The organism is Streptomyces sp. NPDC050560 (assembly GCF_044457285.1).
GTDB lineage: Bacteria > Actinomycetota > Actinomycetes > Streptomycetales > Streptomycetaceae > Streptomyces.
Genome location: NZ_JBITGT010000015.1, coordinates 89,893 through 111,699 on the forward strand (window position 1 = coordinate 89,893; position 21,807 = coordinate 111,699).

Annotated in this window: 20 protein-coding genes; 19 read left to right on the plus strand and 1 reads right to left on the minus strand. The window is 73.6% G+C overall.

Annotated features, from left to right (window positions below):
* Positions 1-336: 336 nt before the first annotated feature.
* The 9 genes from mltG to nusB all read left to right on the plus strand — a co-directional run bounded on the left by mltG (position 337) and on the right by nusB (position 9,304).
* Entirely contained in the window at positions 337-2,061 is a 1,725-nt protein-coding gene (gene mltG, locus ACIBIW_RS29790; protein ID WP_399340605.1) for an endolytic transglycosylase MltG, read from the plus strand.
* Complete coding sequence (locus ACIBIW_RS29795; RefSeq protein ID WP_399340428.1) at positions 2,048-2,884, plus strand: shikimate dehydrogenase; 837 nt, start codon at positions 2,048-2,050, stop codon at positions 2,882-2,884. The genes mltG and ACIBIW_RS29795 overlap by 14 nt, the downstream gene beginning before the upstream one ends.
* Before the next feature lie 173 nt (positions 2,885-3,057).
* The gene (gene aroC, locus ACIBIW_RS29800; protein ID WP_399340429.1) at positions 3,058-4,242 is read left to right on the plus strand and encodes a chorismate synthase; all 1,185 of its coding nucleotides are present in this window, start codon (positions 3,058-3,060) and stop codon (positions 4,240-4,242) included.
* 38 nt (positions 4,243-4,280) lie between these two features.
* A complete protein-coding gene (locus tag ACIBIW_RS29805; protein WP_399340607.1) occupies positions 4,281-4,763 on the plus strand; it encodes a shikimate kinase in 483 nt (160 codons plus the stop codon).
* Positions 4,760-5,854, plus strand: coding sequence for a 3-dehydroquinate synthase (gene aroB / locus ACIBIW_RS29810; RefSeq protein ID WP_399340431.1), 1,095 nt, complete (start codon positions 4,760-4,762; stop codon positions 5,852-5,854). The genes ACIBIW_RS29805 and aroB overlap by 4 nt, the downstream gene beginning before the upstream one ends.
* A 179-nt stretch (positions 5,855-6,033) precedes the next feature.
* Positions 6,034-6,939: an AAA family ATPase gene (locus ACIBIW_RS29815; RefSeq protein WP_399340433.1), complete on the plus strand. Its 906-nt coding sequence runs from the start codon at positions 6,034-6,036 to the stop codon at positions 6,937-6,939.
* A 122-nt stretch (positions 6,940-7,061) separates the two neighbouring features.
* A complete protein-coding gene (locus ACIBIW_RS29820; RefSeq protein WP_399340435.1) occupies positions 7,062-8,198 on the plus strand; it encodes an aminopeptidase P family protein in 1,137 nt (378 codons plus the stop codon).
* A 104-nt stretch (positions 8,199-8,302) separates the two neighbouring features.
* Positions 8,303-8,869 carry an elongation factor P gene (efp, locus tag ACIBIW_RS29825; protein ID WP_399340437.1) on the plus strand — a complete coding sequence of 189 codons (567 nt, stop codon included), beginning with the start codon at positions 8,303-8,305 and terminating at the stop codon, positions 8,867-8,869.
* A complete protein-coding gene (gene nusB, locus ACIBIW_RS29830; protein ID WP_399340439.1) occupies positions 8,870-9,304 on the plus strand; it encodes a transcription antitermination factor NusB in 435 nt (144 codons plus the stop codon). It abuts the gene before it with no gap.
* 172 nt (positions 9,305-9,476) lie between these two features.
* Here the strand turns inward: nusB and bldD are convergent, their stop codons facing one another.
* A complete protein-coding gene (gene bldD / locus ACIBIW_RS29835; RefSeq protein ID WP_399340441.1) occupies positions 9,477-9,977 on the minus strand; it encodes a transcriptional regulator BldD in 501 nt (166 codons plus the stop codon).
* A 299-nt stretch (positions 9,978-10,276) separates the two neighbouring features.
* On the opposite strand from bldD, the gene pyrR reads away from it, so the two are divergent.
* From pyrR to gmk, 10 genes are all read left to right on the plus strand, one after another.
* Positions 10,277-10,873 (plus strand): bifunctional pyr operon transcriptional regulator/uracil phosphoribosyltransferase PyrR, encoded by a 597-nt coding sequence (pyrR, locus tag ACIBIW_RS29840; protein WP_399340444.1) that lies wholly within the window; start codon positions 10,277-10,279, stop codon positions 10,871-10,873.
* 88 nt (positions 10,874-10,961) lie between these two features.
* Positions 10,962-11,987 (plus strand): aspartate carbamoyltransferase catalytic subunit, encoded by a 1,026-nt coding sequence (locus ACIBIW_RS29845; RefSeq protein ID WP_399340446.1) that lies wholly within the window; start codon positions 10,962-10,964, stop codon positions 11,985-11,987.
* A 3-nt stretch (positions 11,988-11,990) separates the two neighbouring features.
* The gene (locus ACIBIW_RS29850) at positions 11,991-13,277 is read left to right on the plus strand and encodes a dihydroorotase (protein WP_399340448.1); all 1,287 of its coding nucleotides are present in this window, start codon (positions 11,991-11,993) and stop codon (positions 13,275-13,277) included.
* A complete protein-coding gene (locus ACIBIW_RS29855; RefSeq protein WP_399340450.1) occupies positions 13,274-13,864 on the plus strand; it encodes a hypothetical protein in 591 nt (196 codons plus the stop codon). Before ACIBIW_RS29850 ends, ACIBIW_RS29855 begins: the two co-directional genes overlap by 4 nt.
* Positions 13,861-15,063, plus strand: coding sequence for a glutamine-hydrolyzing carbamoyl-phosphate synthase small subunit (gene carA, locus ACIBIW_RS29860; RefSeq protein ID WP_399340452.1), 1,203 nt, complete (start codon positions 13,861-13,863; stop codon positions 15,061-15,063). The genes ACIBIW_RS29855 and carA overlap by 4 nt, the downstream gene beginning before the upstream one ends.
* Positions 15,056-18,364, plus strand: coding sequence for a carbamoyl-phosphate synthase large subunit (gene carB, locus ACIBIW_RS29865; protein WP_399340455.1), 3,309 nt, complete (start codon positions 15,056-15,058; stop codon positions 18,362-18,364). Before carA ends, carB begins: the two co-directional genes overlap by 8 nt.
* An 87-nt stretch (positions 18,365-18,451) precedes the next feature.
* Complete coding sequence (locus ACIBIW_RS29870) at positions 18,452-19,576, plus strand: quinone-dependent dihydroorotate dehydrogenase (protein WP_399340609.1); 1,125 nt, start codon at positions 18,452-18,454, stop codon at positions 19,574-19,576.
* Between the two features lie 52 nt (positions 19,577-19,628).
* Positions 19,629-20,474, plus strand: coding sequence for an orotidine-5'-phosphate decarboxylase (pyrF, locus tag ACIBIW_RS29875; protein ID WP_399340457.1), 846 nt, complete (start codon positions 19,629-19,631; stop codon positions 20,472-20,474).
* 244 nt (positions 20,475-20,718) lie between these two features.
* Positions 20,719-21,042 carry an integration host factor gene (locus tag ACIBIW_RS29880; protein WP_069814075.1) on the plus strand — a complete coding sequence of 108 codons (324 nt, stop codon included), beginning with the start codon at positions 20,719-20,721 and terminating at the stop codon, positions 21,040-21,042.
* Between the two features lie 38 nt (positions 21,043-21,080).
* The gene (gmk, locus tag ACIBIW_RS29885; RefSeq protein WP_399340460.1) at positions 21,081-21,674 is read left to right on the plus strand and encodes a guanylate kinase; all 594 of its coding nucleotides are present in this window, start codon (positions 21,081-21,083) and stop codon (positions 21,672-21,674) included.
* Positions 21,675-21,807: the final 133 nt, after the last annotated feature.

Here is a 21,807-nt window from a genome sequence, read left to right on the forward strand (position 1 = left end):
AATCCGGAGGACCCCTACGGGGACTACGGATACGACGGGCAGCAGGCCCCCCAGGCACCGAGCGGCTACGACGGCCGGCCCCGGTACCAGACCCAGCCGCAGGAAGCCCCCCAGCAGTACGACGCGTGGGGCAACCCCGTGAGCAGACCCGGCGGTTACCCCCAGCAGGGCGCCGCCGACCCGTACGCGACGCAGTACCCGCCCCAGCCCGCCCCCGGCCACTACCAGGCGCCCGAGGACGGCGGGTACTACCAGGACCAGGGGGGCACCGGGCAGTACCCGGCGCAGGGCGCCGACCCCTACTACGGCCAGGGCGGAACCGGGCAGTACCCCGCCATGGGCGGCTACGCGGGGCAGGGCGCCCCGTACCAGCAGGGCGCGGGCGGCCAGGGCCCGTACGACAGCGGGCAGTACCAGGTCCCGGACGGCGGCAGCGGCCAGTACCCGGTCCAGGACACGGGCCAGTACCCCGTACAGGGGCCGCCGGGCGGCTGGGCCCCCCAGGGCCACCCCCCGCACGACACCTCGGGGCAGTACCCGATGCCCGGCCATCCCCAGGCCCCCGGCGCCTACGCCCCGGGCGGCCCCCTGGACCCCGGCTGGGAGACCGGCCCCCACCAGGGCCCTTACGACCCCTACCAGACGGCACCCGGCGGCTACGCCGACCCCACGCCCCCCGGCGGCTACGGCGCCCCCGGCCCGCCCCAGGACCCGTACGCGAACCCGGGCGCGCCCCAGGGCGGCGGCATGCCCCAGGGCGGCGAGCCGTACGACGACCCCGAGCTGCCGAGGCCGGTGCGCGGCAGGCGCGGCAGGCCGGAACCCGAGGGCGGCCCCGACCAGGACACCGGCTGGGACCCGGGCCCCGACCAGGGCGAGCACGCCTTCTTCGCGGACGGGGACGACGACTACGACGACGGCGCGGCCGACGACGGCGGGCGCCGCGGCCGCAGGGGCCGCGGCGGCGGTTCGGGCGGCGGCGGCAAGAAGCGCCGCAGCGGCGCCGCCTGCCTCGTGGTGACCCTGGTCCTCGGCGGCGGCATCGGCATCGTCGGCTACTTCGGCTACCAGTTCTACGAGGACAGGTTCGGGCCGCCGCCGGACTTCGCGGGCGCCGGCTCGGGCCCTGTGGTCACCGTGGTCATCCCCGAGGGCGCGAGCGGCTACGTCATAGGCCAGAGGCTGAAGGACGCCGGGGTGGTCAAGAGCGTCGACGCCTTCGTGGCCGCCCAGAAGAAGAACCCCAAGGGCCAGACCATCCAGGACGGCGCCTACACCCTCCACAAGGAGATGTCGGGCGACAGCGTCGTCAGCCTGATGCTGGAGCCCAAGAGCCGCAACACCCTCATCGTCGCCGAGGGCCGCCGCAACTCCTGGGTGTACGACCAGATCGACAAGCGGCTCGGGCTCAAGGCGGGCACCACCAAGGACACCGCCGTCAAGAACGCCTCCGACTACGGCCTGCCCGACTGGGCGAAGAACCACAAGGACGTCAAGGACCCCCTCGAAGGCTTCCTCTTCCCCTCCAGCTACGCCGTCGCCAAGGGCATGAAACCCGAGGACGTCCTCCAGCAGATGGTCAACAGGGCCAAGTCCGCCTACACCAAGGCCGACCTCACCGGCGAGGCCAAGAAGCTCCACCTCGACGGGCCCTGGGAACTCATCACCGTCGCCAGCCTCGTCCAGGCGGAGGGGAAGACCGACGACGACTTCCGCAAGATGGCCGAGGTCGTCTACAACCGCCTCGACTCCCAGAACACCGAGACCAACGGCCTCCTACAGTTCGACTCGACGTACAACTACCTGATGGGCAAGAGCGAGATCCACATCAGCGAGTCGGAGGTCAACAGCAACCACGACCCCTACAACACGTACACGAGGAAGGGCCTCACCCCGGGGCCCATCGGCAACCCGGGCGACACCGCGCTCCAGGCCGCCCTGAACCCCACCCACGACGGCTGGATCTACTTCGTGGCGACCGACGGCCAGGACAAGACCGAGTTCGCCAAGACCTACGCGGACTTCAAGAAGCTCAGGGACAAGTTCAATGCCGCCGACTGACGCCCGGCGCGCCGCCGTGCTCGGATCGCCCATCGCCCACTCGCTCTCCCCGGTGCTGCACCGCGCCGCCTACGCGGCGCTCGGCCTCGACACCTGGACGTACGACCGCTTCGAGACCGACGAGGCCGCGCTGCCCGGCTTCCTCGACGGGCTAGGGCCCGAGTGGGCCGGGCTCTCCCTCACCATGCCGCTCAAGCGGGCCGTGCTGCCGCTGCTCGACACCGTCAGCGAGACCGCGGCCGCCGTGGCTGCCGTCAACACCGTCGTCCTCGGCGCCGACGGCCGCCGGCACGGCGACAACACCGACATCCCGGGGCTGCGCGCCGCGCTGCGCGAACGCGGCGTCGAGCGGGTGCCGTCCGCCACCGTGCTCGGCGCGGGCGCCACCGCCTCCTCCGCGCTCGCCGCGCTCGCCACCGTCTGCACCGGGGAGGTCACCGCGTACGTGCGCGGCGAGCGGCGCGCCGATGAGATGCGGCAGTGGGGCAGGCGCCTCGGCGTCCCGGTGCGCGCCGCCGACTGGTCGAGGGCCGCCGAAGGGCTCGGGGCGCCGCTCGTCGTCGCCACCACCCCCGCGGGCGCCACCGACGCGCTCGCCGAGGCGGTGCCCGAGCGGCCCGGCACCCTCTTCGACGTGCTCTACGAGCCCTGGCCCACGGTGCTCGGCGCCCGCTGGCTCGGGCGCGGCGGTGCCGTCCTCGGCGGCCTCGACCTGCTGGTGCACCAGGCCGTGCTTCAGGTCGAGCAGATGACGGGACGCGCGCCCGCGCCGCTCGACGCCATGCGGGCGGCGGGCGAGCGCGCCCTCGCCGCCCGCGGCTGACCCGCCACGCGCGGCGCCCCGCGGGCACCCGGGAGGCCACCGCGGCGTACGTTCCGCTCCGTGGACCGGCAACCCCGGTGCCATACGGCCGTGGGAGGATCGACGGCGGGGGCACCCCGGACCGCGCACCCGGGCGTGCCGCCGCCATGCAGGGCGCGAGCTAAGGAGCACCGTTGAGCAGAATGCGCTGGCTGACCGCGGGGGAGTCGCACGGCCCGGCTCTCGTGGCGACGCTCGAAGGGCTGCCCGCGGGCGTCCCCGTCACCACGGAACTCGTCGCGGGGCACCTGGCCAGGCGGCGGCTCGGCTACGGGCGCGGCGCCCGGATGAAGTTCGAGCAGGACGAGATCACCTTCCTCGGCGGGGTGCGGCACGGGCTCAGCCTCGGCTCCCCGGTGGCGGTCATGGTCGGCAACACCGAGTGGCCGAAGTGGGAGCAGGTGATGGCGGCCGACCCGGTCGACCCCGAGATCCTCGCGGGCCTCGCCCGCAACGCCCCGCTCACCCGCCCACGCCCCGGCCACGCCGACCTCGCAGGGATGCAGAAGTACGGCTTCGACGAGGCCAGGCCGGTGCTCGAACGCGCCTCCGCGAGGGAGACCGCGGCCAGGGTCGCGCTCGGCGCGATCGCCAGGTCGTATCTGAAGGAGAGCGCCGGGATCGAGATCGTCTCGCACGTGGTGGAGCTGGCCCGCGCCAGGGCCCCGCACGGCGTGCTGCCCGTCCCGTCCGACGTGGAGCGCCTCGACGCGGACCCGGTGCGCTGCCTCGACGCCGACGCGTCGAAGGCGATGGTCGCGGAGATCGACCAGGCGCACAAGGACGGCGACACCCTCGGCGGCGTCGTCGAGGTGCTGGCGTACGGGGTGCCCGTCGGGCTCGGCTCGCATGTGCACTGGGACCGCAAGCTCGACGCCAGGCTCGCCGCGGCGCTGATGAGCATCCAGGCCATCAAGGGCGTCGAACTCGGCGACGGCTTCGACCTCGCCCGGGTGCCGGGCTCCCAGGCGCACGACGAGATCGTGCTCACGGGCGACGGCATCAGGCGCGCCACCGGCCGCTCCGGCGGCACCGAGGGCGGTCTGAGCACCGGGGAGCTGCTGCGGGTGCGCGCCGCGATGAAGCCGATCGCGACCGTGCCGAAGGCGCTGGCCACCGTCGACGTCACCACCGGCGAGGCCACGAAGGCCCACCACCAGCGCTCCGACGTGTGCGCGGTGCCCGCCGCGGGCATCGTCGCCGAGGCGATGGTGGCGCTGGTGCTCGCCGACGCCGTCGCCGAGAAGTTCGGCGGCGACAGCGTCGCGGAGACCCGCCGCAACGTCGCCTCCTACCTCGACAACCTCGGGATCAGGTGAGCGCCGTGACCGGACCCGTGATCGTGCTGGTCGGGCCGATGGGCGTCGGCAAGACCACCGTGGGCGCGCTGCTCGCGGAACGCCTCGGCGTCCCCTACCGCGACGCCGACGACGACATCGTGGCCGCCGAGGGCCGCGAGATCTCCGACATCTTCGTGGACGACGGCGAGGAGTACTTCCGCGAGGCGGAGAAGCGCGCCGTGCGCACCGCCCTCGCCGAGCACCCAGGCGTCCTCGCGCTCGGCGGCGGCGCGATCCTCGCCGAGACCACCCGCGCGCTCCTCGCCGGGCTCCCCGTCGTCTACCTCTCCATGGACGTCGACGAGGCCGTCAGGCGCACCGGGCTCGGTGTGGGGCGCCCGCTGCTCGCGGTCAACCCGCGCCGCCAGTGGCGGGAGCTGATGGACGCGCGCCGCCATCTGTACACCGAGGTCGCGCGCGCCGTCGTCGCCACCGACGGCAGGACACCCGAGGACGTCGCCGCCGCCGTACTCGACGCACTGGAGCTGAAGCCCGCATGACCGACTCCCACGCCACCCGCGTCACCGTCTCCGACTCCGCGGGGGCCGAGCCGTACGACGTCATCATCGGGCGGGGGCTGCTCGGCGATCTCGGCGCCCTCGTCGGCGAGCGCGCCCGCCGGGTCGCCGTGATCCACCCGGCCGCGCTCGCCGCCACCGCCGCCGCGCTCCGCGACGACCTCGCCGACCTCGGCCGCGAGGCCGTCACCATCGAGGTGCCGAACGCCGAGGAGGCCAAGGCGGCCGAGGTCGCCGCCTACTGCTGGAAGGTGCTCGGCACCTCGGGCTTCACCCGCTCCGACGTCGTCGTCGGGGTCGGCGGCGGCGCGAGCACCGACCTCGCCGGGTTCGTCGCGGCGACCTGGCTGCGCGGGGTGCGCTGGATCGCGGTGCCCACCACCGTGCTCGGCATGGTGGACGCCGCCGTGGGCGGCAAGACCGGCATCAACACCGCCGAGGGCAAGAACCTCGTCGGTGCCTTCCACCCGCCCGCCGGGGTGCTGTGCGACCTCGGCGCCCTCGACACCCTCCCGGTCAACGACTACGTCTCGGGGCTCGCGGAGATCATCAAGGCCGGGTTCATCGCCGACCCCGTCATCCTCGACCTGATCGAGGCCGACCCGGAGGCCGCCCGCACCCCGGCGGGCCCGCACACCGTCGAGCTGATCGAGCGGTCGGTGCGGGTGAAGGCCGACGTCGTCTCCGGCGACCTGAGGGAGTCGGGCCGCAGGGAGATCCTCAACTACGGGCACACCCTCGGGCACGCCATCGAGAAGAACGAGCGCTACACCTGGCGGCACGGCGCCGCGGTCGCCGTCGGCATGCGCTTCGCCGCGGAGCTGGCCAGGCTCGCGGGCCGCCTCGACGACGCCACCGCCGACCGGCACCGCGCCGTCCTCGAATCCGTCGGACTGCCGCTGACCTACCGCCAGGACCAGTGGCAGGCACTGCACGCCACCATGAAGGTCGACAAGAAGTCCCGCGGTGACCTGCTGCGGTTCATCGTCCTCGACGGGCTCGCCAAGCCGTCCGTCTTGGAGGGCCCCGACCCGGCCGTGCTGCTCGCCGCCTACGGCGAACTCGCCGGCTGACGCCGGGCGGGCCCGGCCTCCCGCCCCGGGCACTCGGCAGGTACCCGGGCCGTTCACACAACGGCGGCCCGGGAAGGTACCGTTCGGTACCGGCGGGTCGTCGGCCCTGCCCGCGCAGAGTTCTGTCCCCCCGCTCACCGCGAGCGGTCGGGCACCTGTACGAGACGGAGTGCCAGCGGATGCAGCACCCAGCGGGACCCCCGCTGCCGCCCCCTCACCCGGGGCAGGGCCCCACCGGGGAAGCGACACCCCCGGCGGGCCCCGCCGTACCCCACGGCCCCGCGGTCGAGGGGCCCCCGCCCGGCTACCCCGCCGGGCCCCCCGCGCCGCCCGGGGCACCGCTCGGCCACCCCGCGCCGCCCCCGCCGCTGCCGGGGCCGCCCGCGCCCGCGCCCGGGCACCACGGCGGCTCGGGTCCGGTACCGCCGCGCCCCGCCGCCGACACCACCGGCCATGTCCAGCTCCCGCCCGGCGGCCCCGTCGCGGCGCCCGAGCAGCCGCCTGCGCCCGGCTCCGTCGACCCCGCCACGGCCACCCTCGCGGTGCTGCTGATCGGGCCCGCGGGCGCGGGCAAGACCAGCGTCGCGCAGTACTGGGCCGAGCGGCGCCGGGTGCCGACCGCGCACATCAGCCTCGACGACGTGCGCGAGTGGGTGCGCTCCGGCTTCGCCGACCCCCAGACCGGCTGGAACGACAACTCCGAGGCGCAGTACCGCCTCGCCCGGCGCACCTGCGGCTTCGCCGCCCGCAACTTCCTCGCCAACGGCATCTCCTGCATCCTCGACGACGCCGTCTTCCCCGACCGCCCCGTCGTCGGGCTCGGCGGCTGGAAGCGCCACGTGGGCCCCGGGCTGCTGCCCGTCGTGCTGCTGCCGGGGCTGGAGATCGTCCTGGAGCGCAACGCCGAGCGGCACGGCAACCGCCGGCTGACCGACGAGGAAGTGGCCCGTATCCACGGCAGGATGGCGGGCTGGTACGGCTCTGGGCTGCCCATCATCGACAACAGCCAGCTCTCGGTGCCCGACACCGCCGCCGCCCTGGACCGCGCCCTCGCCCAGTCGATCGCGAGCCCGCCGCCCTGGTAGCCGCGCCCCTGCGGGCGCCCCGCGCCGTGTCAGGCGACGGCGGCACGGCGGCCGGGTGGCGGCTGCCACGGTCGGCCGTACCCGGCGGGCCCGTGGCGGCGCCCGAGCCTACGCTCGGGATCATGGCTGAGGTGCACGCGAACCGCAGGGACCGGCTCCGTGAGCGCTGCGCGGCGATGGGCGGCGCCGCGGCGCTGGTGTCGCGCCCCTCCAACGTCCGCTATCTCTCCGGGGCGGCGCCCGCGGGCGCCGTCGTCCTCGTCCTCGGGGCCTCCGGCGGCTCAGGCGGCTCCAGTGGGGAGGACCTGCTGCTGTGCCCCGCGCCGCTCAGCGGCCGTCCCGACGAGGGGCAGCCCGACGACGCGCTGCGCACCCGGGTGCTGCCGCCGGGCAGCGCCGACCCCGCGGTCGCGGCGGCCGAGCACATGGCGGCCGTCGGGGGCGCCGACAGCCTCGCGGTCGAGGAGCACGACCTCACGGTGGCCAGGCACCGGGCGCTCGGCGCCGCGGCGCCCGGGCTGCGCCTCGCCGACCTCGGGGGAGCGGTGGAGCAACTGCGGTACGTCAAGGACGAGGAGGAGATCTCCTGTCTGCGGATCGCCGCCGAGATCGCCGATCACGCCCTCGGCGAACTCCTCGAATCCATCCTGGTCGGCCGCACGGAACGCCATCTCGCGCTGGAGCTGGAACGCCGCCTCGTCGACCACGGCGCCGACGGCCGCGCCTTCCCCACCAGCGTCGCCACCGGGCCCGACGCGGGCCGCCCAGGACACCGGCCCACCGACCGGCGGGTCGAGGAGGGCGACTTCCTCTCGGTGTGCCTCGGCGCCGTCTACCGCGGCTACCGCTGCGAGATCGGCCGCACCTTCGTCATCGGCACCTCACCGGCCGCATGGCAGATCGAGCTGTACGACCTGGTGTTCGCCGCCCAGCGGGCCGGCCGCGAGGCGCTGGTGCCCGGCGTGCTCTGCGGCGAGGTGGACCGCGTCGCGCGCCAGGTGCTGGGCGCCGCGGGCTTCACGGAGGGGCAGCCGACGCTCACTGGTCACGGCGTCGGACTCGAAATCGACGAGGACCCGAAGCTGGCCCCCTCGGCCATGGGTAAACTGGACGCTTGTGTGCCGGTCACCGTCGAACCGGGGGTCCACCTCCCGGGCCGGGGCGGGGTCCGGATCGATGACACGCTCGTCGTCCGCCCCGAAGCGGACGGCGGACCCGAGCTACTCACCATCACGACCAAGGAACTGCTCGCGCTCTAGGGGCTGCCTGGTCATTCGCGTCGCGACCCCGGCGGGAATGGCCACGACAGGCCCTGGCGCACACTCCGGGGTCGTCCACAGTCAGTCCAGGAGATTCCGCAACCGTGGCTTCCACGAACGACCTCAAGAACGGCCTGGTGCTCAAGCTCGACAGCGGCCAGCTCTGGTCCGTCGTCGAGTTCCAGCACGTCAAGCCCGGCAAGGGCCCCGCCTTCGTGCGCACCAAGCTGAAGAACGTGCTCTCCGGGAAGGTCGTCGACAAGACCTTCAACGCAGGCGTCAAGGTCGAAACGGCCACCGTCGACAAGCGCGGCATGCAGTTCTCGTACATGGACGGCGACTACTTCGTCTTCATGGACATGGAGACGTACGACCAACTCCCCGTCAGCCGGGAGTCGGTCGGTGACGCCGCCCACTTCCTCATCGAGGGCTTCGAGGCCGTGGTCGCCCAGCACGAGGGCGAGGTGCTCTACGTGGAGCTGCCCGCCGCCGTCGAGCTGAACGTCAAGGAGACCGAGCCCGGCATCCAGGGCGACCGCTCCACCGGCGGCACCAAGCCCGCCACCCTGGAGACCGGCCACCAGATCCAGGTCCCGCTGTTCATCACCACCGGTGAGAAGATCAAGGTCGACACCCGGACGAGCGATTACCTCGGCCGGGTGAACGGCTGAGTGGCCGCCCGCAACACGGCCCGCAAGCGCGCCTTCCAGATCCTCTTCGAGGGCGACCAGCGCGGCGCGGGCGTCGAGACCGTCCTCGCGGACTGGATACGCCACGCCAGGAGCGACACGCGCCAGCCGCCGGTAAGCGAGTACACGATGGAGCTGGTCGAGGGCTACGCCCGGCACGCGAAGCGGATCGACGAGCTGATCGCCCAGTACGCCGTCGGCTGGACGCTCGACCGGATGCCGGTCGTCGACCGGAACATCCTGCGGCTCGGCGCCTACGAGCTGATCTGGGTGGACGGGACGCCCGACGCGGTGGTGCTCGACGAGGCCGTCCAGCTCGCCAGGGAGTTCTCCACGGACGAGTCCCCGGCCTTCGTCAACGGGCTGCTCGGCCGCCTCGGGGACCTCAAGGCGACCCTGCGGCGCGAGGACGCGTGACGGTGGGGGCCCCGGCCCCCGCCACCCCGTCCGCCCCGCCGGTCCGGTCCGTCCGCCCGGGGGTCGAATTATTTTCCTCCGATTACGCCAGAGGGGTGACACCGGTGTGGTGTCACCCCTCTGGCGAGACGTTTTCGCGGGTCACCGCCCGAGGCGGCGGGCCCTGCCCGGGTCAGTTGTCCTCGTGGGCCACGGCGCGGCGCGCGTCCGCGTCCAGCACACCCCAGCTGATGAGCTGCTCCGTCAGCACCGAGGGGGACTGGTCGTAGATCACGGCGAGCGTGCGCAGGTCGTCCTGGCGGATCGAGAGCACCTTGCCGTTGTAGTCGCCGCGCTGAGACTGGATCGTGGCCGCGTACCGCTGCAACGGGCCCGCCTTCTCGACCGGGACGTGCGCCAGGCGCTCCAGGTCGAGCACCAGCTTCGGCGGCGGCTCCGCGGCCCCGCCGGGCGTCGTGCCCGGCAGCAGCTCCTGCACCGGCACCCCGTAGAAGTCCGCCAGCTCGGCCAGCCGCTGCACGGTCACGGCGCGGTCGCCACGCTCGTACGACCCGACCACGACCGCCTTCCAGCGTCCCTGGGACTTCTCCTCGACGCCGTGGAGGGACAGCCCCTGCTGGGTCCGGATGGCCCGGAGCTTGGCCCCGAGCTGTTTGGCGTATTCGCTGGACATATGGCTCCCAGGACGAAGGACGGTGACTCACTGTGAGGTTACGCAGCGTGACTTGGCTCCGTCAAGCCGAACGGGTCCCACCGGGGCCCACGGCACCTTTCAGCCCCCGCCCGCGCCCCGCGCCCACCCCCGTACCCACGGCGCCTCTCCAGGTCAGGGCCCCGCGCCCGGCGCCGCCCCCGGCGGACGGCGCCCACCCCCGCCCCCGGACGGCCGCCCGCACCCTGGTACCGTGGCCGGGAACAGTCCGACGTCCTTTAATGTCCGTCCCGTGAGGCGGAGAAGGGGGTCCTTTCCTTATGGCCGCACACCCAGGCGACGCCCCGAGGTCCGTCCTCGAAGGCCCCGACATCGCCCGCGTCCTGACCCGCATAGCCCACGAGATCGTCGAACGCGCCAAGGGCGCCGACGACGTGGTGCTCCTCGGCATCCCCACCAGGGGCGTCCACCTCGCCCAGCGGCTCGCCGCCAAGCTCGACGGCATCACGGGCGGCGGCGTCCCCGTCGGCTCGCTCGACATCACGATGTACCGCGACGACCTGCGGATGCGCCCGCCGCGCGCGCTGGCGCGCACCGACATCCCCGCGGCGGGCGTCGACGGCAGACTCGTCGTCCTCGTCGACGACGTGCTGTTCTCCGGCCGCACCATCCGCGCCGCCCTCGACGCCCTCGGCGACATCGGCAGGCCGCGCGCCGTGCAGCTCGCCGTCCTCGTCGACCGCGGCCACCGCGAGCTGCCCATCCGCGCCGACTACGTCGGCAAGAACCTCCCCACGTCGCTGCGCGAGACGGTACGGGTCCAGCTCACCGAGGAGGACGGCCGCGACGCCGTGCTGCTCGGGCTCGCCGACGGCGCGGACACCGCCTCCCGCGGCACCCCGTCCGGCCGGTCGTAGCCCGCGCCCACCGGGCCGCCGCCCCGCCGCGGGCAAGGCCGCCCCCGCCTGCCCGAAAACCACTGAACTGCACCGTGGAGCCTGAAAGATGCAGCGCCATCTGATCTCGGCCGCCGACCTCACCCGCGACGACGCCGTTCTCATCCTCGACACCGCCGAGGAAATGGCCAGGGTCGCCGACCGGCCCATCAAGAAACTGCCGACCCTGCGCGGCCGCACCGTCGTCAACCTCTTCTTCGAGGACTCGACCCGCACCCGGATCTCCTTCGAGGCCGCCGAGAAGCGGCTGTCGGCCGACGTCATCAACTTCACCGCCAAGGGCTCCTCGGTCTCCAAGGGCGAGTCCCTGAAGGACACCGCCCAGACCCTGGAGGCCATGGGCATCGACGCCGTCGTCATCCGCCACCACGCCTCGGGCGCCCCCGCGCGCCTCGCCGGCTCCGGCTGGATCGACGCCGCCGTCATCAACGCGGGCGACGGCACCCACCAGCACCCCACCCAGGCGCTCCTCGACGCCTTCACGCTGCGCCGCAGACTCGTGGGCAAGGACGCGGGCATCGGCCGCGACCTCACGGGCCGCCACGTCACCCTCGTCGGCGACATCCTGCACAGCCGCGTCGCCCGCTCCAACGTGGACCTGCTGCACACCCTCGGCGCCGAGATCACCCTCGTCGCACCGCCCACCCTGCTCCCGGTCGGCATAGGGAACTGGCCCTGCGAGATCTCCTACGACCTCGACCGGGTCCTGCCCCAGTCCGACGCGGTGATGATGCTCAGGGTGCAGCGCGAGCGCATGAACGCCGCCTTCTTCCCCACCGAGCGCGAGTACGCCCGCCGGTACGGGCTCAACGGCGACCGCATGGACCGCATGCCGAAGGACGCGGTCGTGATGCACCCGGGCCCCATGGTCCGCGGCATGGAGATCACCGCCGAGGTCGCCGACTCCCCGCGCTGCACCGTCGTCGAGCAGGTCACCAACGGGGTCTCGATCCGGATGGCCGTGCTCTACCTGCTGCTCGGCGGCAACGAGCCCCCCGCCGCCACGGGCGCGCCCGCCACCGCCGCCCGCCCCGCGTCCGGCACCGAGACAAGCCAACAAGTTCGGGAGAGCTGACCCATGAGCAAGACCCTGATCACCGGTGCCCGGGTGCTCGGCGGCGAGCCGCGCGACGTCCTGATCGACGGCGGGACCATCGCGGCCGTCGGCACCGGACTCGACGCCGACGGCGCCACCACCGTCGCCGCCGAGGGCCGCGTGCTGCTGCCGGGCCTCGTCGACCTCCACACCCACCTGCGCGAGCCGGGACGCGAGGACTCCGAGACCGTCCTCACCGGCACCAGGGCCGCGGCCGCCGGCGGCTTCACCGCCGTACACGCCATGGCCAACACCTTCCCCGTCGCCGACAGCGCCGGCGTCGTCGAACAGGTCTGGCGCCTCGGCAGGCAGCACGGCTACTGCGACGTCCAGCCCGTCGGCGCCGTCACCGTGGGCCTCGAAGGCAAGCAGCTCGCCGAGCTGGGCGCCATGCACGACAGCGCCGCCGGGGTCACCGTCTTCTCCGACGACGGCAAGTGCGTCGACGACGCCGTGATCATGCGCCGCGCCCTGGAGTACGTGAAGGCGTTCGGCGGCGTCGTCGCCCAGCACGCCCAGGAGCCCAGGCTCACCGAGGGCGCGCAGATGAACGAGGGCGTGGTCTCCGCGGAACTCGGCCTCGGCGGCTGGCCCGCCGTCGCCGAGGAGTCCGTCATCGCCCGCGACATACTGCTCGCCGCCCACGTCGGCTCCCGCGTCCACATCTGCCACCTGTCCACCGCCGGCTCCGTCGAGCTGGTGCGCTGGGCCAAGGCCAAGGGCTGGGACGTCACCGCCGAGGTCACCCCGCACCACCTCCTGCTCACCGACGAACTCGTCCGCAGCTACGACCCCGTCTACAAGGTCAACCCGCCGCTGCGCACCGAGACCGACGTGCTGGCGCTGCGCGAGGCGCTGGCCGACGGCACCATCGACTGCGTCGCCACCGACCACGCCCCGCACCCCCAGGAGGACAAGGACTGCGAGTGGGCCGCCGCCGCCATGGGCATGGTCGGCCTGGAGACCGCCCTGTCCGTGGTGCAGCAGACCATGGTCGAGCCCGGCCTCATGGACTGGGCGGGCGTCGCCGAGCGCATGTCGGCCAGGCCCGCCGCCATCGGCCGCCTCGAAGGCCACGGCAGGCCCGTCGCCGCGGGCGAGCCCGCCAACCTCACCCTCGTCGACCCCGCGCACCGCGCCCCCGTCGACCCGGCCGCACTGGTCTCCCGCAGCCGCAACACCCCCTACGCGGGCCGCGAGCTGCCGGGACGCGTCACCCACACCTGGCTGCGCGGCCGCGCCACCCTCGCCGACGGGACGCTCGTATGACGCCCATGACCGCGGCGGCGCCGCACTCGGCCGAGGTCACCGACCTCTCCGCGCGCATCGCCTGGCTCGTCGCCCTGCTGCTGCTCGTCGCCCTCGTGTACTGGCTGATGCGGCAGGGCTGGAAGTGGCGCGCAACCCTCCAGGGCGACCTGCCCCCGCTGCCCGCCGCCCCCGCGGAGCCCGGGGACGCGCTGCGCACCCTCACCGGCCGCTACCACGGCTCCACCACCGCGGGGCAGTGGCTCGACCGCATCGTCGCCCACGGCCTCGGCAGCCGCAGCCGCGCCGCCCTCACCCTCACCGACGCGGGCCTCGACGTCCGCCGCCCAGGCGCCGCCGACTTCTTCGTCCCCGCGGAGCGGCTGCGCGGCGCCCGCGTCGGCGCGGGCATCGCGGGCAAGGTCCTCACCGGCGGCGGACTGCTCATCGTCACCTGGGCGCACGGCGACCGGCTGCTCGACTCCGGCTTCCGCGCCGACCACGCCGCCCGGCAGCCCGAGTGGGCCGAGGCCGTACGCGACGTGGCGGCCCGGGCCCGCCGGGCCGACGCCCCCAGCACAGACCGGAAGGAAGGCGCGCGACCATGACCGCAGCGACCGGCACGACCCCCTGGAGCCCCGGCGCGACCGCCCCGCGCGGGGGCGAGCCGCCCGCCGTCCTCGTCCTTGAGGACGGCAGGACCTTCCACGGCCGCGCCTACGGGGCCACCGGCGAGACCTTCGGCGAGGCGGTCTTCTCCACCGGCATGACCGGCTACCAGGAGACCCTGACCGACCCCTCGTACCACCGCCAGGTCGTCGTGATGACCGCCCCGCACATCGGCAACACCGGGGCGAACGACGAGGACCCCGAGTCCGCGCGCATCTGGGTCGCCGGCTACGTCGTACGCGACCCCGCCCGCCGCCACTCCAACTGGCGCGCCCGCCGCTCCCTCGGCGAGGAGCTGGCCGCCCAGGGCGTCGTCGGCATCAGCGGAGTCGACACCCGCGCCCTCACCCGGCACCTGCGCGAGCGCGGCGCCATGCGCGTCGGCATCTTCTCCGGCAACGCCCTGCCCGAGCAGGCCGCCATGCTGGACCGGGTGCGCTCCGCCGCCGAGATGACCGGCGCCGACCTCTACGACGAGGTCGCCACCGACCGCCCCTACACCGTCCCCGCGCTCGGCCCCGACGGCGCCCCGCTGCCCCCGGGCCAGGCGCGCCTCACCGTCGCCGCCGTCGACCTCGGCATCAAGGGCATGACCCCGCACCGGATGGCCGAGCGCGGCATCGAGGTGCACGTCGTGCCCCCGACCACCACCGCCGACGAACTGTTCGCGCTCGCCCCCGACGGGGTGTTCTTCTCCAACGGCCCCGGCGACCCCGCCACCGCCGACCACCCCGTCGCGCTGATGCGGGCCGTGCTGGAGCGCGGCATCCCGCTGTTCGGCATCTGCTTCGGCAACCAGATCCTCGGCCGCGCACTCGGCTTCGGCACCTTCAAGCTGAAGTACGGCCACCGCGGCATCAACCAGCCGGTGCAGGACCGCACCACAGGCAAGGTCGAGGTCACCGCGCACAACCACGGCTTCGCCGTCGACGCCCCGCTCGACCGGGTCAGCGACACCCCCTACGGCCGCGCCGAGGTCTCCCACGTCTGCCTGAACGACCAGGTCGTCGAGGGCCTGCGGCTGCTCGACCGGCCCGCGTTCAGCGTCCAGTACCACCCCGAGGCGGCCGCGGGTCCCCATGACGCCGCGTACCTGTTCGACCGCTTCACGTCCCTGATGGAGGACCAGCGTGCCTAAGCGCACCGACATCCAGTCCGTCCTGGTCATCGGCTCGGGACCGATCGTCATCGGCCAGGCCGCCGAGTTCGACTACTCGGGCACCCAGGCATGCCGCGTGCTGCGCGCCGAGGGCCTGCGCGTCATCCTCGTCAACTCCAACCCGGCCACGATCATGACCGACCCGGAGATCGCCGACGCCACCTACGTCGAGCCGATCACCCCCGAGTTCGTCGAGCGCATCATCGCCAAGGAGCGGCCCGACGCGCTGCTGCCCACCCTCGGCGGCCAGACCGCGCTCAACACCGCCATCGCCCTGCACGGCTCGGGCGCCCTCGACCGCTACGGCGTCGAACTGATCGGCGCCAACGTCGACGCGATCAACAAGGGCGAGGACCGCGACCAGTTCAAGCACGTCGTCGAGGCCGTACGCACCACCGTCGGACACGGCGAGTCCGCCCGCTCCGTGATCTGCCACACCATGGACGACGTCCTCACGGGCGCCGACACCCTCGGCGGCTACCCGGTCGTGGTGCGCCCCTCCTTCACCATGGGCGGCGCCGGCTCCGGCTTCGCCCACGACGAGGAGGAGCTGCGCCGTATCGCGGGCACCGGGCTCGCGCTCTCCCCGACCACCGAGGTGCTCCTGGAGGAGTCCATCCTCGGCTGGAAGGAGTACGAGCTGGAGCTGATGCGGGACAAGAACGACAACGTGGTCGTCGTCTGCTCCATCGAGAACTTCGACCCGATGGGCGTGCACACCGGGGACTCCATCACCGTCGCTCCCGCGATGACCCTCACCGACCGCGAGTACCAGATACTGCGCGACATCGGCATCGCCGTCATCCGCGAGGTCGGTGTCGACACCGGCGGCTGCAACATCCAGTTCGCCGTCAACCCGGCCGACGGCCGGGTCATCGTCATCGAGATGAACCCCCGGGTCTCCCGCTCCTCCGCGCTCGCCTCCAAGGCCACCGGCTTCCCCATCGCGAAGATCGCCGCCCGGCTCGCCGTCGGCTACACCCTCGACGAGATCCCCAACGACATCACCGAGCAGACCCCGGCGTCCTTCGAGCCCACCCTCGACTACGTCGTCGTCAAGGCGCCCCGCTTCGCCTTCGAGAAGTTCCCCTCGGCGGACTCCACCCTCACCACCACCATGAAGTCCGTCGGCGAGGCCATGGCCATCGGCCGCAACTTCACCGAGGCGCTCCAGAAGGCGCTGCGCTCCCTGGAGAAGAAGGGCAGCCAGTTCGCGTTCACGGGGCCGGTGGGCGACCGCACGGAGCTGCTGCGGGAGGCCGCACGGCCCACCGACGGGCGTATCAACACCGTGATGGCCGCGATCAGGGCCGGAGCCACCCAGGAGGAGGTGTCGGCGGCCACCGGGATCGACCCCTGGTTCACCGACCAGCTCTTCCTGATCAAGGAGATCGCCGACGAACTCGCCGCGGCGCCCAGGCTGGACGCGGCGCTGCTCGCCGAGGCCAAGCGGCACGGCTTCTCCGACGCCCAGATCGCCGCCGTGCGCGGGCTGCGCGAGGACGTCGTGCGCGAGGTCAGGCACGCCCTCGGGGTGCGCCCCGTCTACAAGACGGTGGACACCTGCGCCGCCGAGTTCGCCGCGAAGACCCCGTACTTCTACTCGTCCTACGACGAGGAGAGCGAGGTCGCGCCGCGCGAGCGGCCCGCGGTGATCATCCTCGGCTCCGGGCCCAACCGCATCGGCCAGGGCATCGAGTTCGACTACTCCTGTGTGCACGCCTCCTTCGCGCTCGGCGACGCGGGCTACGAGACCGTCATGGTCAACTGCAACCCGGAGACCGTCTCCACCGACTACGACACCTCCTCGCGCCTCTACTTCGAGCCGCTGACCCTGGAGGACGTGCTGGAGATCGTGCACGCCGAGACCGCGGCAGGACCCGTCGCGGGCGTCGTCGTCCAGCTCGGCGGGCAGACCCCGCTCGGCCTCGCGCAGGCCCTCAAGGACAACGGCGTGCCCGTCGTCGGCACCCCGCCCGAGGCCATCCACGCCGCCGAGGACCGCGGCGCCTTCGGCCGGGTGCTCGCGGAGGCCGGGCTCCCCGCGCCCAAGCACGGCACCGCCACCACCTTCGCCCAGGCCAAGGCCATCGCCGACGAGATCGGCTACCCCGTCCTCGTACGGCCCTCGTACGTGCTCGGCGGGCGCGGCATGGAGATCGTCTACGACGAGGCACGGCTCGCCGCGTACATCGAGGAGTCCACCGAGATCTCCCCGTCAAGGCCCGTCCTCGTCGACCGCTTCCTCGACGACGCCATCGAGATCGACGTCGACGCCCTCTACGACGGCGAGGAGCTGTACCTCGGCGGCGTCATGGAGCACATCGAGGAGGCCGGCATCCACTCGGGGGACTCCGCGTGCGCGCTGCCCCCCATCACCCTCGGCGGCCACGACATCAAGCGGCTGCGCGCCTCCACCGAGGCCATCGCCCGCGGCGTCGGCGTTCGCGGTCTCATCAACATCCAGTTCGCCCTGGCCGGGGACATCCTCTACGTGCTGGAGGCCAACCCCCGCGCCTCCCGCACCGTCCCCTTCACCTCCAAGGCCACCGCCGTGCCGCTGGCCAAGGCCGCCGCGCGCATCTCCCTGGGCGCCACCGTCGCCGAGCTGCGTGCCGAGGGCCTGCTGCCCGCCCAGGGCGACGGCGGCACTCTGCCGCTCGACGCGCCGATCTCCGTCAAGGAGGCCGTGCTGCCCTGGTCCCGCTTCCGGGACACCCGCGGGCACGGCGTCGACACCGTCCTCGGCCCCGAGATGCGCTCCACGGGCGAGGTCATGGGCATCGACTCCGTCTTCGGCACCGCCTACGCCAAGTCCCAGGCCGGGGCGTACGGGCCGCTGCCCACCAAGGGCCGGGCGTTCATCTCCGTCGCCAACCGCGACAAGCGCTCCATGGTCTTCCCCGCCAGGGCGCTGGCCGCGCACGGCTTCGAACTCCTCGCCACCGCGGGCACCGCCGAGGTGCTGCGGCGCAACGGCATCGGCGCCACCACCGTGCGCAAGCACTTCGAGGGCGAGGGCCCGGGCGGCGAGAAGACCATCGTCCAGCTCATCCACGAGGGCGCCGTCGACCTCATCGTGAACACGCCCTACGGCACCGGCGGCCGCCTCGACGGCTACGACATCCGCACCGCCGCCGTCGCCCGCGGCGTGCCCTGCCTGACCACCGTGCAGGCGCTCGCCGCCGCCGTCCAGGGCATCGACGCCCTCGCCCACGGCGACGTCGGCGTCCGCTCCCTCCAGGAGCACGCCGCCCACCTGATCGCCGCCCGCGACTGAACGAGGGGCGCCCGGCACCGGTCGGGCGCCCCCGCCGCCCGGCACCCGTCGGGCGCCCCTCCGCCCCCTCCCGTGAACGGCACCGCCATGTACCCCCTCCTCTTCCGCCTCGTGCTGCGGCGGCTCGATGCCGAGCGCGCGCACCGGCTCGCCTTCGCGCTGATCAGGCTCGCCGCCGCGGTGCCCGTGCTGCGCACCCTCGCCGCCGCCGTCCTCGCGCCCCGCTACCGTGAGCTGCGCACGGAGGCCCTGGGGCTGCGGATGCACGGCCCCTTCGGGCTCGCCGCGGGCTTCGACAAGAACGCCCACGGCGTCGACGGGCTCGCCCTGCTCGGCTTCGACCACGTGGAGATCGGCACCGTCACCGCACGGCCCCAGCCCGGCAACCCGGCGCCCCGCCTCTTCCGGCTGCCCGCCGACCGCGCCCTGATCAACCGCATGGGCTTCAACAACGAGGGCTCCGCCGCCGTCGCCGCCCGCCTCGCGTCCCGGCGGCCCGTCTTCCGGGTGCCGGTCGGCGTCAACATCGGCAAGAACAAGACCACCCCGGAGAGCGAGGCCACCGCGGACTACGTCACCTCGGCGGAACGCCTCGCCCGGCACGCCGCCTACCTGGTCGTCAACGTCTCCTCGCCCAACACGCCGGGGCTGCGCGACCTCCAGGCCGCCGAGCGGCTGCGCCCGCTGCTCACCGCCGTGCGCGCCGCCGCCGACCGGGGCGCCCCCGGGCGCCGGGTGCCGCTCCTGGTGAAGATCGCGCCCGACCTCGCGGACGCCGACATCGACGCCGTCGCCGACCTCGCGCTCGACCTCGGCCTCGACGGCATCATCGCCACCAACACCACCGTCGCCCGCGAAGGCGCCCGGGGCCCCCGGGGACACGCCCTCGCCTCGGACCCCGGGCTCACCGCCGAGACCGGCGGCCTGTCGGGCGCGCCCCTCGCCGACCGCTCCCTGGCCGTGCTGCGCCGTCTGTACGGGCGCGTGGGCGACCGGCTCACCCTCGTCGGGGTCGGCGGCGTCGAGACCGCGGAGGACGCCTGGCAGCGCATCCTGGCGGGCGCCACCCTGGTCCAGGGCTACACCGGCTTCATCTACCGGGGCCCCTTCTTCACCCGCGCCGTCCACAAGGGCCTGGCGGCCCGGCTGCGCGCCTCCCCGTACACCGGCCTGGCCGAGGCGGTCGGCGCCCACGCGAAGAACGGCGCCTGACCCCCGCGCCCCCGACCCCGTAGCGACCCAGCCATCGACAAGGAGCAGCACCATGACCCATGACGCCCCCTTCGGCACCCGGCTGCGCCGCGCCATGGACGAGCGGGGGCCGCTGTGCGTCGGCATCGACCCGCACGCCTCGCTGCTGGCGGCCTGGGGCCTCGACGACTCCGTCACCGGTCTCGAACGCTTCAGCCGCACCGTCGTCGAGGCGCTGGCCGACCGGGTCGCCGTCCTCAAGCCGCAGAGCGCCTTCTACGAGCGCTTCGGCTCCCGCGGCGTCGCCGTGCTGGAACGCACCGTGGCCGACGCCAGGGCGGCGGGCGCGCTCGTCGTCACCGACGCCAAGCGCGGCGACATCGGCTCCACCATGGCCGCGTACGCCGAGTCCTTCCTGCACCGGGACGCGCCGCTGTTCAGCGACGCGCTCACGGTCTCGCCCTACCTCGGCTACGGGGCGCTGCGCCCCGCGTTCGACACGGCCCGCGAGCACGGCGCCGGCCTCTTCGTCCTCGCCCTCACCTCGAACCCGGAGGGCGCCGAGGTGCAGGGGGCACGGCGCGCGGACGGCCGCACGGTGGCGGCCGGGGTCCTCGACGACCTCGCGGCCGAGAACCGGGGCGCGGACGGGCTCGGCAGCTTCGGCGCCGTGGTCGGCGCCACCCTCGCCGGGCTCGCGGACGCGCCGCTCGACTTCGGCGGCCCCCTCCTGGCACCCGGCATCGGCGCCCAGGGCGCGACCCCCGCGGACCTCCCCGCGCTCTTCGGCCCCGCGGTGCGCCGGGTGGTGCCGAACGTGAGCCGCGGCGTGTTGCGGCACGGGCCCGCCCCCGCGGCCCTCCGCGGCGCCGCGGAGCGGTACGCGGAGGAAATCGGGCGCGCCGTGACGGGCTCCTGAGCCCTCCGCGGCCCGAAGAAGTCGCCGTATTGACAGGAAAACTACGGCTATTCGCGGCAAATGTCCGGCTCGGCAAAGGCTGACCAGGACTTTTCCGCTGTTCTCGCTGACTGCGGCCGTCTTGGCCGCTAGTCTCCGTCGAGAGCGCACGGGCAAGGCGTTGCTCGTTGCTCCCCAGGTGAGGGGCGACTAGGTTCCTCACCGGTCCGTATCCGACAAGTTCGACATCCGAGGTGACGTAGGCGTGGCTCTTCCGCCCCTTACCCCTGAACAGCGCGCAGCCGCGCTCGAAAAGGCCGCCGCGGCTCGCCGGGAGCGGGCCGAGGTGAAGAATCGACTCAAGCACTCCGGCGCCTCCCTTCACGAGGTCATCAAGCAGGGCCAGGAGAACGACGTCATCGGAAAGATGAAGGTCTCCGCCCTCCTTGAGTCCCTGCCGGGCGTGGGCAAAGTCCGCGCCAAGCAGATCATGGAGCGACTCGGCATCTCCGAGAGCCGCCGCGTGCGCGGCCTCGGCTCCAACCAGATCGCCTCCCTGGAACGCGAGTTCGGCGGCAACGCCGCCTGACGTTCCAGGGCACCCCCGGGAACCTGGATAATCGCCCCATGCCTGCAACATCCAGGGGGACGACCCCTAAGCCCCCGGGCGCACGCCAGCGGCTGACCGTGCTCTCCGGCCCCTCAGGGGTCGGCAAGAGCACGGTCGTCGCGCATATGCGCAAGCAGCACCCCGAGGTCTGGCTCTCGGTGTCGGCCACCACCCGGCCGCCCCGTCCCGGCGAGCGCGACGGGGTGCAGTACTTCTTCGTCTCCGACGAGGAGTTCGACAAGCTCGTCGCCAACGGCGAGCTGCTCGAATGGGCCGAGTTCGCCGGCAACCGCTACGGCACGCCCCGTGCCGCCGTCATGGAGCGGCTCGCCGCCGGCGAACCGGTCCTGCTGGAGATCGACCTCCAGGGCGCCCGGCTGGTGCGCACGTCCATGCCGGACGCGCTGCTCGTGTTCCTCGCCCCGCCCTCCTGGGAGGAGCTGGTGCGTCGGCTCACCGGCCGCGGCACGGAGCGCCCCGAGGTCATCGAGCGCCGCCTCGACGCCGCCCGGGTCGAGCTGGCCGCCGAGTCGGAGTTCGACACCACCCTGGTCAACACCTCCGTCGAGGACGTTTCCCAGGAGCTGCTAGCCTTGATGAACGTTGTGTGATCGTGGTACGGGAACCCGGACCGGCCGCCAGTACTGCCGGTACTGCCAGTACCGCGGGGCGACGGCCCGCACCGGCACGGCACACAGGCACCAAAGGCTGTGAAGCACCATGAACCCTTTTGATCCCTTTTCC